Source organism: Streptomyces sp. WM6386, assembly GCF_000972385.1.
Classification (GTDB): domain Bacteria; phylum Actinomycetota; class Actinomycetes; order Streptomycetales; family Streptomycetaceae; genus Streptomyces.
This window is the reverse complement of the sequence record NZ_JXTE01000033.1, coordinates 35,727-52,977: the sequence shown is the minus strand read 5'-3', so window position 1 is coordinate 52,977 and position 17,251 is coordinate 35,727. Positions and strand designations below refer to the sequence as shown.

Annotated in this window: 14 protein-coding genes; 8 read left to right on the top strand and 6 right to left on the bottom strand. The window is 70.9% G+C overall.

All coding sequences use genetic code 11. The features are described from left to right. Positions 1–2: 2 nt before the first annotated feature. A complete protein-coding gene (locus TN53_RS21235) occupies positions 3–1,685 on the bottom strand; it encodes a rhamnogalacturonan lyase B N-terminal domain-containing protein (protein ID WP_046260158.1) in 1,683 nt (560 codons plus the stop codon). 197 nt (positions 1,686–1,882) lie between these two features. Between TN53_RS21235 and TN53_RS21230 the strand changes: the two genes are divergently transcribed. The 3 genes from TN53_RS21230 to TN53_RS21220 all read left to right on the top strand — a co-directional run bounded on the left by TN53_RS21230 (position 1,883) and on the right by TN53_RS21220 (position 6,804). Next, complete coding sequence (locus tag TN53_RS21230; protein WP_046260157.1) at positions 1,883–2,929, top strand: rhamnogalacturonan acetylesterase; 1,047 nt, start codon at positions 1,883–1,885, stop codon at positions 2,927–2,929. Positions 2,930–3,093: 164 nt separating this feature from the next. Next, positions 3,094–4,785: a DUF2264 domain-containing protein gene (locus TN53_RS21225; RefSeq protein WP_046260156.1), complete on the top strand. Its 1,692-nt coding sequence runs from the start codon at positions 3,094–3,096 to the stop codon at positions 4,783–4,785. A 24-nt stretch (positions 4,786–4,809) separates the two neighbouring features. Continuing rightward, a complete protein-coding gene (locus TN53_RS21220) occupies positions 4,810–6,804 on the top strand; it encodes a hypothetical protein (RefSeq protein WP_046260185.1) in 1,995 nt (664 codons plus the stop codon). Here the strand turns inward: TN53_RS21220 and TN53_RS21215 are convergent. Continuing rightward, a complete protein-coding gene (locus tag TN53_RS21215) occupies positions 6,782–7,186 on the bottom strand; it encodes a hypothetical protein (RefSeq protein ID WP_234441659.1) in 405 nt (134 codons plus the stop codon). The genes TN53_RS21220 and TN53_RS21215 overlap by 23 nt on opposite strands. A gap of 328 nt (positions 7,187–7,514) precedes the next feature. Between TN53_RS21215 and TN53_RS21210 the strand changes: the two genes are divergently transcribed. Further along, the gene (locus TN53_RS21210; RefSeq protein ID WP_234441658.1) at positions 7,515–9,092 is read left to right on the top strand and encodes a transposase; all 1,578 of its coding nucleotides are present in this window, start codon (positions 7,515–7,517) and stop codon (positions 9,090–9,092) included. Here the strand turns inward: TN53_RS21210 and TN53_RS21205 are convergent. Beyond that, positions 9,082–10,473 (bottom strand): hypothetical protein, encoded by a 1,392-nt coding sequence (locus TN53_RS21205; RefSeq protein ID WP_046260154.1) that lies wholly within the window; start codon positions 10,471–10,473, stop codon positions 9,082–9,084. The two genes, TN53_RS21210 and TN53_RS21205, sit on opposite strands and share 11 nt — an antisense overlap. Positions 10,474–10,573: 100 nt before the next feature. On the opposite strand from TN53_RS21205, the gene TN53_RS21200 reads away from it, so the two are divergent. Continuing rightward, entirely contained in the window at positions 10,574–10,942 is a 369-nt protein-coding gene (locus TN53_RS21200) for a VOC family protein (protein WP_046260153.1), read from the top strand. A 109-nt stretch (positions 10,943–11,051) separates the two neighbouring features. On the opposite strand, the gene TN53_RS21195 is transcribed toward TN53_RS21200, so the two are convergent. Then, positions 11,052–11,879 (bottom strand): alpha/beta fold hydrolase, encoded by an 828-nt coding sequence (locus TN53_RS21195; protein ID WP_046260152.1) that lies wholly within the window; start codon positions 11,877–11,879, stop codon positions 11,052–11,054. Next, the gene (locus TN53_RS21190) at positions 11,876–12,460 is read right to left on the bottom strand and encodes a TetR-like C-terminal domain-containing protein (RefSeq protein ID WP_046260151.1); all 585 of its coding nucleotides are present in this window, start codon (positions 12,458–12,460) and stop codon (positions 11,876–11,878) included. The genes TN53_RS21195 and TN53_RS21190 overlap by 4 nt, the downstream gene beginning before the upstream one ends. Before the next feature lie 193 nt (positions 12,461–12,653). Between TN53_RS21190 and TN53_RS21185 the strand changes: the two genes are divergently transcribed. Continuing rightward, positions 12,654–13,376: a VOC family protein gene (locus tag TN53_RS21185; protein WP_046260150.1), complete on the top strand. Its 723-nt coding sequence runs from the start codon at positions 12,654–12,656 to the stop codon at positions 13,374–13,376. 86 nt (positions 13,377–13,462) lie between these two features. Here TN53_RS21185 and TN53_RS21180 read toward each other — a convergent pair whose 3' ends face one another. After that, complete coding sequence (locus TN53_RS21180) at positions 13,463–14,782, bottom strand: jacalin-like lectin (RefSeq protein ID WP_046260149.1); 1,320 nt, start codon at positions 14,780–14,782, stop codon at positions 13,463–13,465. Between the two features lie 142 nt (positions 14,783–14,924). Here TN53_RS21180 and TN53_RS21175 point away from each other — a divergent pair, with 142 nt between their 5' ends. Beyond that, on the top strand, positions 14,925–15,524 hold the full coding sequence (locus TN53_RS21175; RefSeq protein ID WP_046260148.1) for an ArsR/SmtB family transcription factor: 600 nt from the start codon (positions 14,925–14,927) through the stop codon (positions 15,522–15,524). Further along, positions 15,521–16,981, top strand: a complete 1,461-nt coding sequence (locus TN53_RS21170) for an MFS transporter (protein WP_063776266.1) — start codon at positions 15,521–15,523, stop codon at positions 16,979–16,981. Before TN53_RS21175 ends, TN53_RS21170 begins: the two co-directional genes overlap by 4 nt. Positions 16,982–17,251: the final 270 nt, after the last annotated feature.

The following is a 17,251-nucleotide window of genomic DNA, read 5'->3' as shown; positions in this document are numbered from 1 at the left end:
GGTCAGGTCAGCAGGTCGATCGCGTCGATCGACGTACCCGCACTGAGGAAGGACGTCGACCCCGAACCGCTCGCCACGTAGATCTTCAGCGTGTTGTAGGCGCTGGTGTCCGTCAGCCAGGCGGACGCCGGCACGCTGTAGGTGAAGGTCTGGTTGTTGCCCCGGTACGAGCCCACGGTCAGCGACCGGGTGCTCGGCTGGGTGGGCGGCGAGGGGACGGCGGACGTCCAGGTGTCGTTGATGACGACCTGCGGACGGCCGTTGGCGTAGGCCGTCGTCACGCCGATGCGCAGGGTGTGCGCGGCGGCGGCCTGGGCGGCCGTCAGCTTGAAGTAGACGATGATCCCGCTGTTGACGTCCTTCCACAGATAGCAGGGGAAGGCCGAGGTCTCGGTGCCGCTGCCGATGACGACGTTGCCGGTCCAGGAGGCGGCGCGGACGTCGGACGGATGGGCGTACGTCATCAGATCGGCGTTCTTGAAGCCGCTCGGCGTGCCGTTCCAGTCGTTGATGCGCCAGATCGCGCCCGCGTTGCTCGGGTCGTTCGAGGAGGGGATCGCGAGGGAGTTGAGGGTGGTCGTGCCGCCCGCGCCGACGCTCACCGAGCCGGTGTAGACGGCCAGTTCGCCCTTGAAGACGGTCAGCGTGTACGTCCCCGGAAGGACACCCCCGATGGAGAAGTAGCCGTCCGACGACCGTGCCGAACCCCAGTACTGGGCGGCGGAGTTGGCGAGCCCGACCGTGTAGGCGTACGCCGTGTTCCGGCCGGTGATGCCGACGCCCGCGACCTTGCCCCGGCCGCTCGCGGGGACGTAGCCGGAGATGCCGAGCGAGTCGGCCCACGAGGTGGTGAGGGTCCCCGGGTACAGCGCGGAGGAGGGGGCGCCGCCGTCGGTGAAGGCGATGACGTAGGGGCCCTGGAGGCCGAAGCGCTGGGCCTCCGTCTGGTTCTCGCCGTAGTACAGGATCTCGTACAGGCCGCCGCCGTCCGCGCTCTGGTGGCGCAGGAGGGAGCGGTAGAACGGGCCGCCGGAGGCCTTCTCGTGGTTGGAGCGGACGATGTACAGGCCGACGCTGCCGGTGGTCCAGCCGACGTAGTTGTAGTCGATGACCCGGGACTTCGTGTAGTGCTTCGAGCGGGTCTGGCCGTCGGACTTCGCGAAGACGTCCGAGGCCTCGATGGTGGTGGGCGCGTAGGTGTAGGAGTCGGACTCGTCGTTGAGGAACTTGCCCGCGTTCACACGCAGGATGTAGCGGGTCGCGCTGACCGAGGTGTCGGCCTTGTTGGTCCACAGGTAGACGTTGTTCTCGCCGCTGCGGGCCGCGTAGTAGTGCTTGAGCGTGCCGTACGTGACCGAGATCAGGATCGTCGTACCGGACTGCTTGATGCTCACGGTGGAGGTGCCGAGGCCGGACTCGATGTGTGAGTTCTTGCCGCCGTAGCCCTGGTACTGCGTGCCGCGGTAGACGAGCGAGGTGAGGTCGCCGTTGGTCTTGCTGACCTTGAAGACGAGGTTGGCGCCGGTGTCGACGACGTAGTTCGAGCCGTCGTCGGAGTAGCCGAAGGTCGCGGCCGAGGCCGTCTCGGCGAGCGGTCCGGCGAGCGCGGCCGATCCGGCGGCGGCCGCCGTACCGAGGACGAAGGTGCGGCGGCGGACCGGTCTGTTCGTAGCGGATCCGGACATGGGGGGGGTGCCTCCTTCGAGGACATGTGGGGGTGATGCGGGTGAGAGCGAGGGTGACAGTTGAATCGATTTCGCGAAAGGGCTTTCGCTTGCTGGAGGTTGGCAATCTTGTGAAATCGCCCCGAGGTCTAGAAAGCGCTTGCCGATAGGGGTACGGTCCAGCCGCCAGGCCTTGTCGTGTGTCGTAGGAGCCTCGAATGAGACGTTTCAACCTCGCCCTGCTGGCGACGGTCGCACTGAGCACCGCACTGACCGCCGTCCCGGCCCACGCCGCAGCCGAGCGGCACCGCCCGCTCGGCCTCGAGAACTGCACCGCCACCGCCTGTCACTTCGACGTCCCGGCGGGCACGTACGACGTGAAGGTCCTCCTCGGCGGCGACGCCGAATCGAGCACGAGCGTCAGCGGTGAGACCCGGCGTTCCCTGCTCCCCGAGACCGCCGTCGCGGCCGGCGAGCGGACCGCCCGCAGCTTCACCGTGAACGTCCGCACCCCCGAGGGCGAACCCACCGGCGCCGAGGGCACCCCCGGCCTGGACCTCGTGCTCGGCGGCTCGGCCCCCGCGCTCGCCGGTATCAAGGTCACCCCCGCCCGGCACGCCCGCCAGATCTTCCTCGTCGGCGACTCCACGGTCTGCGACCAGCCCGGCGACCCGTACTCCGGCTGGGGCCAGCAGTTGCCCCAGTACCTCCGCAAGGGCCTCTCCGTCGCCAACTACGCCGACTCCGGCGAGAGCACGGTGACCTACCTGTCCAATCCTCAACTGTTCGCCACCGTCCAGCCGTTGATCCGCCGCGGCGACCTCGTCCTGGTCCAGCTCGCCCACAACGACAAGACCACCGACGAGGTGACCTACCGGACGAACCTGGAGACACTGGTCGCGGGTATCCGGGAAAAGGGCGGTGAGCCTGTCCTCGTGACGCCGATCGTGCGACGCTGGTTCAACTCCGACGGCACCCTGAACAACAACACCGCACTCCTGGTCAACGGCCTCGGCGTCGACCACCCCGCAGTCACCCGCTCGGTCGCCGCCGCGCAGGACGTCCCGCTGATCGACTTGACGGCGAGGACGAAGTCGCTCGTGGAGTCCTTGGGAGTCGAGGGTTCCAAGGCGATTTACCTCTACAACGAGAAGCGGGACAACACGCACACCTCCGTGCACGGGGCCACGGTGTACGCCGGCCTCGTCCGCGACGAACTCCTCGCCCAGCACCTGGTGCCGAAAGGCCTGGTGCGGGTGGGATGAGCCCCTGGGGCGCCTCGACCGGAACCGGGGCGCCCCAGGCCTGTTCGCCGCGCTTGCTGAGCCGTGAGACGCCGCGGGCCGGTGGGGGCTGGTCGCGCAGTTCCCCGCGCCCCTTGAGGGGCGCGGTGCGCACCGGACGTTTCCAAAGAACCGAAAGAGAGACCATGCATCTCCCTCCCGACGACCGCATCCGTAGCCCGTACACCGGATACACCCGTGCCCACTGGGAGGCCGTGGCCGACGGCTTGCTCGCCGCTACGGAGCCGTACGCCGCCGAGGGCGGTGCCCTCTACTACTTCCCCGGCGACCGCACCAGCTGGTCGGGGCGGCTCTCCGACGGACTGGAGGGGTACGCCCGTACGATCCTGCTGGCCGCCTTCCGTCAGGACGAGACCGCCCTCCAGCGCTATGCCGACGGCCTCGCGGCCGGTGTGTCCGGCGTCTGGCCGCGTATCGAGGATCGCAGCCAGCCGCTGGTGGAGGCGGCGTCGATCGCCGTGGCGCTGCGGCTGACGCGCCCGCTGCTGTGGGACCGGCTGGACGACAGGGTGCGCCAGCGGGCCGCTTCCTGGCTCGGCGACGCACTGACCGCCGAGGCCTGGCCCTGCAACTGGGAGTTGTTCCCCGTCACCGTCGGCGGCTTCCTCCAGGAGATCGGCCACGAGCCCGAGGCCTCGCGCAAGGCGATCGACCGCGGTCTTGAGCGGATCGAGGAATGGTACGTCGGCGGGGGTTGGTACACCGACGGCGAGGGTCGCAAGTTCGACTACTACAACGGCTGGGCGATGCACCTGTATCCGGTGTTGCACGCCTGGTTCGCCGACGACAGTCGGCTGTCGACTGCATACGGTGAACGTTTGGAGGCCCACCTCGCCGACTACGCCCGCCTGTTCGGCGGCGACGGCGCCCCCACGCACCAGGGTCGCTCACTGACTTATCGTTTCGCCACGACGGCCCCCCTGTGGTTGGGCGCCCTGACCGGCCGTACCCCGCTCACGCCGGGGCAGACGCGGCGGCTGGCGTCCGGGGCGCTGAAGTACTTCCTCGACCGGGGCGCGGTGAACTCCGACGGCCTGCTGACCCTCGGCTGGCACGGCCCCGACTCCGCCGTCCTCCAGGGCTATTCGGGCCCCGCCTCCCCGTACTGGGCGAGCAAGGCCTTCCTCGGTCTGCTCCTCCCACCGGAGCACGAGGTGTGGACGGCAGAGGAGGAGCCGTCCCCGGTCGAGCGCGCGGACGAGGTCCGACCGGTCGCCGCCCCGAACTGGCTCATCCAGTCGACCAGTTCGGACGGTCTGGTCCGCCTCCACAACCACGGCAGCGAGGACGTCCGCTACGACCCGTACTACACGCGCCTCGCGTACTCCACGGTGACGGCGCCCTCACCGTCCTACGACAACAGTGTGATCGTCGGCGACGATCCGAGCCGTACCGACATCGAGCCGCTCGGGGTGGGCGACGGGTGGGTGGCGTCGCGGCATGCGGCCGGTGGGGGAGCGCGGGTGACCAGCGTGGTGCTGGCGCGTGGGGCCGTGGAGGTGCGGGCCCATCTGGTGTCCGGAGCCGAGCCCGGGACGCCGGTGCGGGTCACCGGGTGGGCGGCTCGGGACGGTGTACTGGCGCAGGAGTTGCCCGCTGTCGGTCTCGACGGGGCGCTGACCGGTGTCACCGGCGAGGGCGGGACGCTCTTCGTCGCGCTCGTCCGGCTCACCGGCGAGGCGGATCCCGTACCGCTGGACGAGGCCGTGACCGTACGGGCCGATGGAGCGGGCGAGTTGACGGTCCGCTGGCGTGCGGGAGGCGAGGTGCGGGTCCGGCTGGACGACTCCGGGGTGTCGGTCGGGGCCGAGGGCTGAGCCGCCTCGGGCAGTATGGGGATCATGGGTGGGACGGATGAACTCGTAGAACTGCTGGGGCGGGCCGGGCTGGAGGTCGTGGGGGAGCGACGGGTCGAGGAGGTGTTGCCGCCTCCGTTCGCGTGGCGTCATGTCGCCAGGTGGGAGGCGGAGCCGACCGTGGCGGTGGCCTGCGACCGGGCCGACCTGGTCGCAGAGATCAATGCCCAGTGGTTCCGGCTGGCGTCCGAGGCGGGGATCCTCGATGGGGACGGGGTGTTCCTCGTCGACGCCGGGTGCTCGCCCCGGCAGTGGATACGGGTCCGGCTCGCCGCCGACTGGGACCTCGCCGGGGTGCTCGGTGAGCGGCCCGGGCAGCCGGAGTTCCTCACCCTGTCGCCGGACGGGGACACCCTGCTGGGCGTCACGACCGAGGAGCACGCCGTCTGGCTCGTCGCCGTCGACCGGATCAGGGAGCGGCAGGAGGAGGCCGCGCGGCTCGCGGGCCGGGAGACGGCGGAGGACCGGGCGGCCGCCTGGGAGTCGCTGTTCCAGGGGCCGAAGCCCCCGCAGAAGGTGCTCGACGCCTGGGCGAGCGGGCTCTCGCTCAACGCGGCCACCCCGAAGGAGCTGCGGTCCCAGCTGGTGGACAGGTCTTCGTATGCGATGTACAGCGCACTGTCGACAGAAGCCCTGGACGCCGCCCTGGCCCATCCGGACTGGAAGACGCGGATGCGGGCGGCCGAGCATCAGCCGAACATCACTCCCGAGCAGTGGGACCGGGTGATCCTCGGCGAGCAGGACGAGCGCCAGCGGTGGTTGCTCACCATGATCGCCGCCGAGCGCTGGGCCGAACTCGACGAAGGCACCTGCCGCAGACTTGCCGCCGATCCGTCCCCGCGCGTGCGCTCCCAGACGGCGGGCCTCAAGTACTTGCCCACCGATCTGTCGGTCGCGCTGACCGCCGATCCCGACGGCGGCGTGCGGGCCGTGGCCTGCCAGACGGCCTGGCCCCATCTCGACGCCGCCGCGCAGGAGGCGCTGCTGGTCGATCCGCACGGCACCGTGCGCGTCCGGGCCCGGCTGCTGCACCATCGGCAACACCCCATGCCCCGTGCGGTGTTCGAAGCCCAGGAGATCCAGGGGGTCCGGGACATCCGGCGCCAGGCACTGGAGACGTGCCGCCTGGAGCGGGGCCTGGCCGAGCACCTGGCACGGCACGGCGAGTCGGACGAGCGCCGCTCTCTGGCTCGCAACCCGCGTCTGGACCCGGACCTCGTCGCCCTCCTCGCCGAGGACCGCGAAGCCGGCGTCCGCCACGTCGTGGCTGAGCGGGCCGACCTCACCGAGGAGCAACGCGCGCGCATCGACTTCGAGTTCGACCCGGACCTGCACTCCTGGGCCCTCGACTGGGTCGTCGCCCTGCACGAGGACGAGGACGCCATGCGCCGCCTGGCCGCCTCCTCGCACCCCCTGATCCGCAGAAGCGTCGCCCGCGCCCGCCGTCTGCCGCCGGACGTCGTCGCACGCCTCGCCCGGGACGAGGACCGTGTCGTCCAGCTCTTCCTGGCCGAGTCCTGCGACGACGCGCCCGCCGACATGCTCCTGGAGGTGTGGCAGTGGTGGACCGGCAGCCTCAGCACCCCCGACCGGCCGCGCGGCCACCCCAACTTCCCCCGCCACGGCCTCCTGCGTTACGCCGACCACCCGAGCCCACGCATGCGCCAACTGGCCCTGGACGACCCGCAGTCCACGCCCGCACTGGTCGACCGGCTCAGCAGGGACCCCGACGAGGAGGTGCGGTACCGCGCCGCGACCGACCCCCAGCTGTCGGCGGCGGGCGCCGCGAGGCTGCTGGAGGACCCGCACGAGCACATCCGGCACGCCGCCGCGCTCCACCCTCGGCTGCCGGCCCGGCTCCTGGTCTGGCTGCTGCGGACGAGCACCGGCAACGCGGAGACGGCGGCCCGGAATCCGGCGCTGCCCGTCGACGTCGTACGCCGGATGATCGGGGCACTCACCGCCGGGGCAGCCGACTGACCGCGACGAATGTCGCCATGGCCACGAGAGTCCACAGGGCATCGACGCCGTACTCGCCCCACAGCGAGTCGGAGGAAGGCACCGAGGCGCGGGCGAGCATGTTCACGCCCCAGCCGCACGCCAGGGCGGCCACGAAGGCGGGCCGGCCGTGGCGTACCCCCTCGGACACGTCGTCCAGCAGGCTCAGCAGCACCACCGTCATCATCACGAAGGGGCCCTCCTCCTCCCAGCCGAGAGCCGCGCACAGCGCCCCGACCGCCAGGCAGAACAGCCAGACCCGCACGGTGGGCCACAGCGGGGCGGGCGGGCGCGACACGTCCGGCGGAAGCCAGAAGAAACGCTGTACATCCCGCTTGAACCGCTTGACCCGTTCGCCGGACATCGCACCGACCTCCCCCGTCCGCGTGCATCGCACCTGGGAGACACGCCGGACGGGGAAGTGGTTGTACGCGGTCAGGGGGTTGGGAACTGCTGGGGTTTGACTGAGTAGGAGTGCCTTCTGGCGTGTGTGAGTGAGTGTGGAGGTTCCCGGCCGACAGCTGAGTGCTGCTGTCCCGGGGGGAATCAGGGTTCGTCCATCGAATATGTGACCTTTCCGGATAGTGCTCGTTGGGTGTGATGAGCGGGTTTTCGAGGGGCTGTATGGGGGGTGTGGGGTGGGCGGGTTGCGGGAGCTTGCGGCGTCGTTTGTCGCGCCCTGCCCCTCGGGCGTGGCGGTCCGCACCCGGTTGAAACAGCTCACGCCCGCCGATGAGACGGTGCTCGCGCTGGTCGGCGCGCACCTCGGTGCGCTCGCCTCGCGGGACTTGAGGGTGCGGTGCGCGGAAGGGCTGGAGCATTCCGCGGAGACGTGGGCGGCGCGTAAGAGGGGTCTGACGCCTGTGTCGTCGTCGAGGTGGGCCGGTTCACTCACCAAGGCCACGCCTGATCAGTGGGCGCTCGCCCGGCGTGGCCAGCTCGCCCACGTCCAGTCCCTTGAGGCGGGGATCCGCACGATCGCGCACCGGCTGTCGCTGCCGGTCGGCGCGAAGGGCTCGAAGCACGCGCCGGGCGGCTACCGCAGCAGGCGGGAGTGGCATGCCAAGGCCCGCTGCCTGCACGTCCTCGAAGACCGGCTGGAGCGCGAGCGGGCAGACCACGAGGCCGGCGTCGTGCATGTGGTGCGGGGCGGGAAACGGCTGGCCCGCACTCGGCACCACCTGGCAGACGCCGGGTTGACTGCGAGCGACTGGCGTCGGCGGTGGGAGGCGGAGCGCTGGTTCCTGCAGGCCGACGGCGAGTCGGGGAAGCGGTTCGGGAACGAGACGATCCGCGCCAGCCCGGACGGCGAGGTCAGCATCAAACTCCCGGCCCCGCTCACTGATCTGGCCAATGCTCCGCACGGCCGGTACGTCCTGGCCTGCCGGGTCGGCTTTGCCCACCGGGGGCAGGAGTGGGCGGACCGGGTGGCGGCGAATCGGGCGGTGGCCTACCGCATCCACTACGACGTCGACCGGGGCCGCTGGTATCTGACCGCGTCCTGGCAGATCCCGGTGGTGCAGGCCGTCTCGATCGCCGCCACCCTCGCGCACGGGGTGATCGGCGTCGACATGAACGCCGACCACCTGGCCGCCTGGCGCCTCGACGTCCACGGCAACCCGACCGGCCCCCCGCGCCGCTTCTTCTACGACCTCACGGGTAGCGCCGATCACCGTGATGCTCAGGTCCGCCACGCCCTGACCCGGCTGCTCAACTGGGCCCGCACCTGCGGCGTGCAGGCCATCGCGGTCGAGGACCTGGACTTCGGCGCCGAGAAGACCCGCGAGAAGCACGGCCTCCGCAAACGCTTCCGCCAGTTGATCTCCGGGATGCCCACCGGCAGGCTCCGCGCCCGGCTGACCTCCATGGCCGACCAGACCGGCATCACGATCATCGCGGTCGACCCGGCCTACACCAGCCGCTGGGGCGCCCAGCACTGGCAGAAGGCCCTCACCCACAAAAACAGGAAGACGACTCGCCACGACGCTGCCGCCGTGGCGATCGGAAGGCGCGCCCTGGGGCACCCGATCCGGCGACGGACGGCACCGCCCCGTGCACACCAGCGCGATGTGCACGGGCATCGGACCGTCCAGGCCGACCGGCGTGCCCCCGGGCGTGAGGGACCCCGCCCTCCCGTCCCCGGACCACGGACCCGATCCGTGCCGCCGGACCGCGGAGCGAATGCGGGCAACCAGAACGCCCAACACCGTTCGGGGCGTTCGGCTGAGCATGAATCCTGGCAACAGGACTCACTCCCGCTCAGTCTTTAGGAACGGTCAGGCGGCTGATCTTCAGCGTCTTGGTCGTCGGGGACGCCCCGGTGAGGGCGGATGCGTACGACGGGGTGACGGGCAGGGACGCCCAGGTCAGCGTGGAGTCCTTCTGGACCGCGATGTCACCGGTGATCCGGGTGTTCACGATCTTGTCCGCGCCCTGGAACTTGCCGTTCCAGTCGATGAGCCGCAGATGGGTGCCCGCGAAGGTGCCGGTGCAGGTGCCGGCCTTGCACGTGGCGTTCTTGACCGACTCCCAGGAGAGCAGGAGCCGGTCCTTGCCGTACGGGGCGAGGCGGACGTTGACGTGGTCCGTGCCCTTGGTGGTGGAGAGGTAGACCGCCTTGCCGGGACCGGAGTTGCGGTTCTTCATGAACGCGACGGCGACCTGGTGGGTGCCGGTCTTCGGCGTGACGCTCCAGCCGCGCCCGCTGGAGTCGTCGGGGTTCTTCTTGGCCGACGCGGCACCGCGGGAGGCGAACGCGGTGGCGTAGCGGCCGGTGGCGGACTTCACCAGGTCGCCCGTACGACCCGGGAACGTACCGCCGCAGTAACCCGCCCAGCACTGCTCGCGCTGCACGACCGGCGCGACGTCGGGGGCGCCGATACCGGTGGACACGAACAGGCCCGAGCGCCAGTCGTCGAAGCAGAGGGAGGTGAAGGCGCCGGACATCTCGGCGTGCAGGGCGATGCCCTCGTTGTGGCTGCAGCCCCAACTCCAGCCGCCGCTCAGCTTCTTGCCCGTGCTGCTGAGGTACGACAGCTTGTCGCCGAAGTGCCCGTCGGCGAAGCCGCCCGCGCCGTGGACCACGAAGTAGGCGCCGTACTTGGTGCCGTTCCAGGTGAGCTGGCCGTCGAGGGTGGGGGACGTGTCGTTGGTGGCGGTGCCGGTGAGCTTGGTCTGGAAGGTCTTCTTGCCGTTCGTGTAGCGGACGATCGCGGCCGCCGTCTCCTTCCACTTGTTGGTGTCGGAGACCCGGGTGAGCAGCGCGAAGCCGTTGTTGTGCGCGACCAGCCCGCCGACCTCCTTGGCGCCCTTGACGATCGTGTCCGAGCCCGAACGCTTGCCGGCCGCCGTCAGCGGGGTGACGTGGATGCCGTCGGAGGCGGGCCAGGCCACCCGCAGGGTGCCGTTCGGGGCGGCCGCCGTCGCGGTGCGCGTCCACTCGCGGCTGTTGTTGTAACCCGCCGACAGATAGGGGAACTTGGCGGACAGGGACACCGTGGTGGTGGACACGGTGAGCCCGGTGGCCGTGCTCGCCCCGGCGGTCGCGTACCAGGCGCCGACGAGCGCGGCCGTGGCGGCGAGCCCCGCGATCAGTGGCTTGCGGGCGCCCCGGATTCGGCGGTGGCGCGTGGTGCGTGGTGCAGAAGTCATGTTCTGAAGTGGCCGCAGCCGACGGAATGGTTGCCGCGCGCGTCGATCTCCTCGACAAGCGCATTGATCTCTGCGAAGGCACTGCACAAGAATCCGCCGTATGACTTCCGCCATCCGTCACACGACGATCGACTGCGCCGACGCCTACGCCCTCGCCGGCTTCTGGTCCCAGGTCCTTGGCCTGCCGTTGCACGAGGACGACCACCCCGGCGACGAGGAGGCGCTGATCGAGGCCGCGGGTCTGCTCTTCGTCACCGTCGCGGAGCCCAAGACGGCCAAGAACCGGATCCACTTCGACATCCAGCCGCAGGACCGCACCCGGGATCAGGAGGTCGAGCGGCTGCTCGGCCTGGGCGCCAGGCTCTTCGACGACCGGCGCAAGCCGGACGGTACGGGATGGGCGGTGCTGGCCGATCCGGAGGGGAACGAGTTCTGTGTGGAGCGCAGTGCGGGGGAGCGCGGAGCGTAGCGGGCCCCTCGGGGATACTTCGATGGGCGTCGAACCCACACGCCTCCCGCACCACGCGGTCCGCCGGGTCGCCGACCACCTCCTGTACCGCACCGCGGAGTTCGACGTACTACGCGGACGCGGTGGGTGACCTGTCGTGACCGTGTTCGCCGAACCCCACCACGCCGACGAGGCGTTCGGCGAAGGCGTCGGGGTGCTGGGCGGCGCCGAGGTGTCCGCCGGGGAACTCGGCGAAGGCTGCGCCGGTCCGCCGGGCGACGAACTCCGCGGTGCGGTACAGGAGATGGCCGCGCGAGTCGGTGCCGGCGGCGAGGGTGAGGGGTGCGGAGCCGAGGGCGGTGAGATCGGTGTCGTGGGAGGTGAAGGGGAGGATGACGTGGGCCAGGGAGAGCGCCAAGGGGTTGCCCAACTCCTCTTCGCGGGTGAGGGGTTGACCGGTCAGGGATGCCGCCGCGACCTGGCCCGGCTGGTCGGTGAGCCCGGCGGTCATCCGCGCGGCGGCGGCTCGCAGCCCGGCTGTCCGGTAGGTGTCGACGACCTCCCGGAACATGGCCCGCTGCCGGCGCCCGTCCGGGAGTACGCCCACACACGGCGGCTCGTGCGCGATGACATGCCGCAACCGCTCCGGGTGCCGGGCGAGCAGGTCGAGGGCGACGATGGCGCCGGCGCTGGTGCCGACGACGAACGCGGTGTCGCCGTCGGCGAGGACGCCGTCGAGCACCCGCCGGGCGCCGTCGCTCCAGTCCTCGACGCGCTGGTCGTCGACGGGAGAGCCGAGCCGGCCGTGGGCCAGGCCGAGGGGGTCGAGGACGACGACGGTGAACCGGTCGGCGAGTGCCTCGGTCAACGGACCGAGCCCCATGGGATGGCCCGCCCCGCCGGGGATGATCAGCAGCACGGGCCCGCTGCCATGGATGTCGTAGTAGAGGTCGGTCACTCTTCCTCGCTCTCCTCGCGGGGCCAGTTCTGCAACAGGACGTGCAGGGCGTCGATGGCGCGTTGCCAGGACTTCTGTACGTCACGGGGGGCGCCGAAGCCGCCGCTCGCCTCCAGCGCGCAGTAGCCGTGGAAGGTGCTGCGCAACAGGCGTACGGCGTCGGTGAGGTCGGGTTCCTCGAGGCCGTAGGCGCGGAGCATGCCATAGGTGATCTCGGCGGTGCGGCGCAGGCCGGGGGAGTCGGCGACGAGGGCCTGGTCGACACGGATCTGGGTGGCGGCGTACCGCCCCGGGCGCTCCAGCGCGTACTCCCGGTAGGCCCCGGCGAACGCGGCCAGCGCGTCCTTCCCGGCCCGGCCCGCCACGGCGACGGCGATCCGGTCGATCATCTCGTCCCCGGCGAGCAGCGCGACACGGGTCCGCAGCTCCTGAAGATTCCTGACGTGCGAGTACAGACTCGCGTCCTTCACCCCGAAGTGGCGCGCCAGCGCGGACAGGGTGACGCTCTCGAACCCGACCTCGTCGGCGAGGTCGGCGGCGGCCGCGGTGAGGCGGTCGGGGGTGATTCCTGCGCGGGCCATGGGGCTCCGGGGTGCCGAAGGGGAACCTGGGGTATCCAGAAACCTAGGGTATCTAGGTCGAATGCTAGTGCATGAAGGTCCGTCGAATATTGGGCTGCGCCTGACGTCGGCTCGCCCCTAGGCTTCCGGCCCGGGGGCCGACGAGGCGTCCTGTCGGCAGTGGTCGGGCAGCGGATCGGGGATGCGCGGGGCTATGACTTGTCAACTGTTCGCGATGTGTTTCGACGCGAGTGAGCCACGCCGTCTCGCGGGATTCTGGGCCGGTCTCCTGGGGCGGGAGTTGGTCGACGATCCGCACGACGGAGTCGCGCTGTTGCCCGCCGATGAGCCCGGGTTCCGGCTCCGGTTCCTTCCGGCCCGGGAGGAGAAGGCCGGCCAGAACCGGATGCACTTCGACCTGACGAGCGCGTTCCCGGAGCAACAGCAGGAGACGGTGGACCGTGCGCTGCGACTCGGCGCGCACCACATCGATGTCGGCCAACTCCCCGAGGAGGGGCACGTGGTGCTCGCCGACCCCGACGGCAACGAGTTCTGTGTGATCGAGGCGGGCAACAACTTCCTCGCCGACACCGGGTTCATCGGAGCCCTGGCCTGCGACGGTTCTCAGGCGGTCGGGTACTTCTGGAGCGAGGCGCTGGTCTGGCCGCTGGTCTGGGACCAGGACCAGGAGACCGCGATCCAGTCACCGCACGGCGGGACGAAGATCACCTGGGGTGGGCCGCCGGTCGCGCCGAAGACCGGCCGGAACCGACTGCACTTCGACCTCGCGCCACCCGCCGACGGTGACCAGCGGACAGAGGTCGAGCGTCTGCTCGCCCTCGGGGCCGAGCGCGTCGACGCCGACCGCGCAGAGTCCGGCCGGGTCGCGATGATCGACCCCGACGGCAACGAGTTCTGTGTGCTGACGCCCCGCTAGCACGGCCTGCGGACGAGACCGGCCGGCCGGTTCGCCCGGCCGACGCGGATCCCGACGGCCGGGCGGACCGTGCGGAACAGCCGCGTTCAGCTGATCGGTGCGTACAGCACGCCCAGCTTGTCGATCTCGCCGCCCGACCGTCCGGTGAATCCGACGATCTGCCAGCCGGAGGGCGCCGTGAACGTCTTCGTGTCGGACGTCGCCGTACCGGAGGACAGGGTGCGGCCCTTGTCGGTCGTGAAGGCGGCCGAGAAGATCCTGGTACGACCATCCTTCTGGCCCTGCGTCAGCTTCACGGACCGGAGGTGCTCACCGGACGCCAGGGTCAGCGACGAGGCGGTGCCGCCCGTGCCGCCGTGGGTCAGCGTCGTACCGCCGTCGTGGGTCAGGGACATCGCGTCGAGACGGGAGCCGCCGCGGAGGGTCAGCGTGCGGGGGGAGACCGTGGTGGGCAGGTCGTCGGCGTCGTTGTAGGCCGTGCCGTGCGGACCGCCGAGAAAGTCGCTCGCCCGCAGCGAGGAGTCGAGGGTGTACGAGAAGTCGACCGTGTGCGGGAAGTGGTCGGAGAGGTTGGCGCCCGCCGGGTCGAGGAACGAGGACCACTCGTTGTTGTAGCGGGTGGCGTCCAAGGACAGCAGGTCACTGCCGCGGTAGAGGACCTTGTCCACCACCTCGCAGCCGTTCGGCGGCGCGGACGTCGGGCAGAGCAGCGCGTCCGCACCCTGCGGCGGCCGGACACCGCCCTTGGCCAGCTGTACCCACGCGTCCGTGAGGCCGTTCTCGTCGGCGAGGGTGCGGATGTTGTCGCCGCCGCGGGTGTAGCGCGTGTTGGTGTCGCCCATGACGATCACCGCGTTGCCCGAGGAGTTCGCCTGGATGAAGTTCGACAGCTGCGTGACGTTGGCGCGCCGGGCGGCGAGCGCGTCGTCGGTGTCGTCCGCGTTGGTGTGGACGTTGTAGAGGTCGACGAAGACACCCTCGGCGAGCCGCACCCGGGCGAGCGAGAAGCCCTTCGGTGTCAGGCAGTTGGTGCCGGTGCAGTTGTTCCACTTCACCCGCTCGAAGTCCTCGAAGGCGTAGTCCGAGAGGGTGTTGAGACCGTCGCCGAAGGGCACACCGCCGCTGGTCGCGGTGCGGTACGGGTGGTTGTCGCCCGCGTACAGGGCCGCGTGGTAGTTGAAGTCCTCCTGGACGTTGACGATGTCGTACGCCCCCAACCTCGGTGAGATCAGCGGGGTGTTGGTCTCCGGGTTGCCGGAACTCAGGCCCTCCGGGAGGCCGGCGACGTTGTACGTCAGCACGTTGAACGAGCCGCTGGTCGCGGCGGCCGCGGGCGTGGCGCCGGTGCCCGCGAGGCCGGTGACGGCCAGCGCGGCGGCCGCGAGGGTGCCGAGGAGTCTTCTCATGGGGGGCTCCGGTCGGGAGAGGACAGAAGGTGAACGGTGCTCAGGTTCGACGGCAACCAGTGTGGCGGGCAAGGGCAGTTGGGGAAACAGTGAGAGTCATGAGAGTTGACTCTCATACTTTGTGAGAGGACACTCTCACGTCATGGATTCCGGCAACCGCTTCGGCGACTTGGAGATCACCGACCCGAAGGCCATGCGCGCGCTGGCCCACCCCGTACGGCTCGCGGCCCTGGAGCGGTTGCAGCGGTACGGGCCCGCCACGGCCACCCAGCTGTCCCCGCACGTGGGGGCCACCCCGTCCGTGACCAGCTGGCATCTGCGCCACCTCGCGGGATTCGGACTGGTCCGGGACGCGCAGGGCGGTGCGGACCGGCGCGAGCGGCGCTGGGAGGCGGTGGCGCGCGGGTACCGGTTCGAGGTGCCGGAGGACGAGGAGGGCCGGGCCGCGGCCCAGGTGCTCGCCGGGGAGATGTTCGCGAGCCGCGCGGAGCTGCCGATGCGCTGGCTGACCGAGACCGCGCCGCGCCTGGAGCCGGAGTGGATCGGCGCCGCGATGTCCAACAACACCGGGCTCGTGGTCACCGCCGAGGAACTGGCCGCGCTCAAGGACGCGTTGGAGGAGCTCCTTGCCCCCTACGTCACCCGCGAGCCCGCACAGCGGCCGCCGGACGGCAGGGCCGTACGGATGCTTCTGTACGCCCTGCCGGAGGCGGCGGACGACGCATCGGGGACGCCGGAATGAGGCGCCCCCGGATATCGGTCTCCGAGACCTCCCTGTGGCGCGACCGTCCCTTCCGGCTCACCTGGGCCGGCGGCGCCGTCTCGCAGTTCGGCGACCGGGTCTCCGAGGTGGCGGTCCCGCTGATCGCCGTCGGCCTCCTGGACGCCTCGGCCGCGCAGATCGCCTGGCTGACCGCACTCGCCTGGGCGCCCAACCTGCTCGGGATCGTGCTGGGCGCCTGGGTCGACGGCCGGCGGCGCAAACGACGGCTGCTGATCGTCACCGACCTCGTGCGGGCGGGCGTACTGCTGTCGCTGCCCGCCGCATACCTGTGGGGCACGGTCACGCTCGGCCAGTTGTACGCGGTGGCCCTGCTGACCGGCCTCGCGGGCGTGGTGGCCGGCTGTGCCTGGCAGCCGCTGTTCGCGCGGCTGGTGCCGCCCTCCTCGTACGTCGACGCCAACAGCAAGTTCAGCACTGCCCGTTCCGCCTCGTTCGTCGCCGGTCCCGCGGTCGGCGGCGGCCTCGTGCAGGCGATCGGCGCACCGGTCACCGTCGTCGTGGACGCCCTGTCCTTCCTCGCCTCCGCCCTGTTGCTCGGCCGGATCAGGGTCGACGAACCGGCGCCCGCGACCCGCACCGGCGCCGCCGTGCCCGCGCTGCTGCGCGACGCCCGCGACGGTCTGGTCTTCGTCGTCCGGCACCCGGTGCTGCGGGCGAGCCTCGGCTGCTGCACGACCGTCAACTTCTTCACGTTCCTGGCGGGCACCGGCCTCGTGGTGCTGTTCGCGGACCGGGTCCTCCAACTCTCGCCGGCAGCCATCGGGCTGACCCTGGGCGTCGGGGCGACCGGCTCTCTCGTCGGCGCCCTGACCGCGCCCTGGCTGTCCCGCCGGATCGGAGTCGGGCGCGCGGTCGCCGTGGGTGCCGTGCTGTTCCCGGCGCCCTACGCCCTCGCCGCGGTCGCCGACGGGCCGGTGTGGGCCGCCGCGGGGTGCCTGGGCGGCGCCTACTTCCTTGTGGGCCTCGGGGTGATGTGGTTCGACGTCAACCTCAACTCCCTGCAGACCGCGGTGACTCCGGACGCCCTGCGCAGCCGCGTGACCGGCGCCTTCGGCACGGTCAACTACGGCGTACGCCCCCTCGGCGCACTCGTCGGAGGGGCGCTCGCCACGACCTTCGGCCTGCGCGCGACCCTTGTCACGGTCGCCGTCGGCGGGGTGCTGGCGGTGCTGTGGCTGCTGCCGTCGCCGATACCGGGGATCCGGTCGCCGGCCGACCTGCCCGTACAACAGCTCGTACAAGAAGCCGAGTTGATCCCGTCGGACAACCCGGCGCAGACGGGCCCTCAGTCGTCGCCGGGTACCCGGCAGGGTGCCGAGACCGCGGCCAGGGCCGCCCACACCGCGTCGGGCTCCTCGTTGTCGAACTCCAGCGGTGCCTCGCCGCGCAGGGTGACCAGATACCCCGACGGGTAGTGCAACATCCCCCAGGAGGTGCGCTCATGACTGCGTGACAGGATCCGATCGCATCGCGTGCAGCGGATCCACGGCACCAGCAGCCGATCGCCCTCCTCGACGGGCTCCATGTCGGCGTACACCCGCAGCGGCCCCGGCCGGGCGGGGTCGTCCGGGAGTGCCACGATGTCGTGCCGGTGCTGGTCCCACACATCCCACTGCACGGCCATCGCCGCGATCTCGGCGCGCGTGCACCCGTCGACACGTACGCCCTGTGCCAGGAGTTTCTCC

Coding starts and splice junctions, on each gene's coding strand:
- TN53_RS21235 (WP_046260158.1), bottom strand. CDS start 1,685: ATGTCCGGATCCGCTACGAACAGACCGGTCCGCCGCCGCACCTTCGTC.
- TN53_RS21230 (WP_046260157.1), top strand. CDS start 1,883: ATGAGACGTTTCAACCTCGCCCTGCTGGCGACGGTCGCACTGAGCACC.
- TN53_RS21225 (WP_046260156.1), top strand. CDS start 3,094: ATGCATCTCCCTCCCGACGACCGCATCCGTAGCCCGTACACCGGATAC.
- TN53_RS21220 (WP_046260185.1), top strand. CDS start 4,810: ATGGGTGGGACGGATGAACTCGTAGAACTGCTGGGGCGGGCCGGGCTG.
- TN53_RS21215 (WP_234441659.1), bottom strand. CDS start 7,186: ATGTCCGGCGAACGGGTCAAGCGGTTCAAGCGGGATGTACAGCGTTTC.
- TN53_RS21205 (WP_046260154.1), bottom strand. CDS start 10,473: ATGACTTCTGCACCACGCACCACGCGCCACCGCCGAATCCGGGGCGCC.
- TN53_RS21200 (WP_046260153.1), top strand. CDS start 10,574: ATGACTTCCGCCATCCGTCACACGACGATCGACTGCGCCGACGCCTAC.
- TN53_RS21190 (WP_046260151.1), bottom strand. CDS start 12,460: ATGGCCCGCGCAGGAATCACCCCCGACCGCCTCACCGCGGCCGCCGCC.
- TN53_RS21185 (WP_046260150.1), top strand. CDS start 12,654: ATGACTTGTCAACTGTTCGCGATGTGTTTCGACGCGAGTGAGCCACGC.
- TN53_RS21180 (WP_046260149.1), bottom strand. CDS start 14,782: ATGAGAAGACTCCTCGGCACCCTCGCGGCCGCCGCGCTGGCCGTCACC.
- TN53_RS21175 (WP_046260148.1), top strand. CDS start 14,925: ATGGATTCCGGCAACCGCTTCGGCGACTTGGAGATCACCGACCCGAAG.
- TN53_RS21170 (WP_063776266.1), top strand. CDS start 15,521: ATGAGGCGCCCCCGGATATCGGTCTCCGAGACCTCCCTGTGGCGCGAC.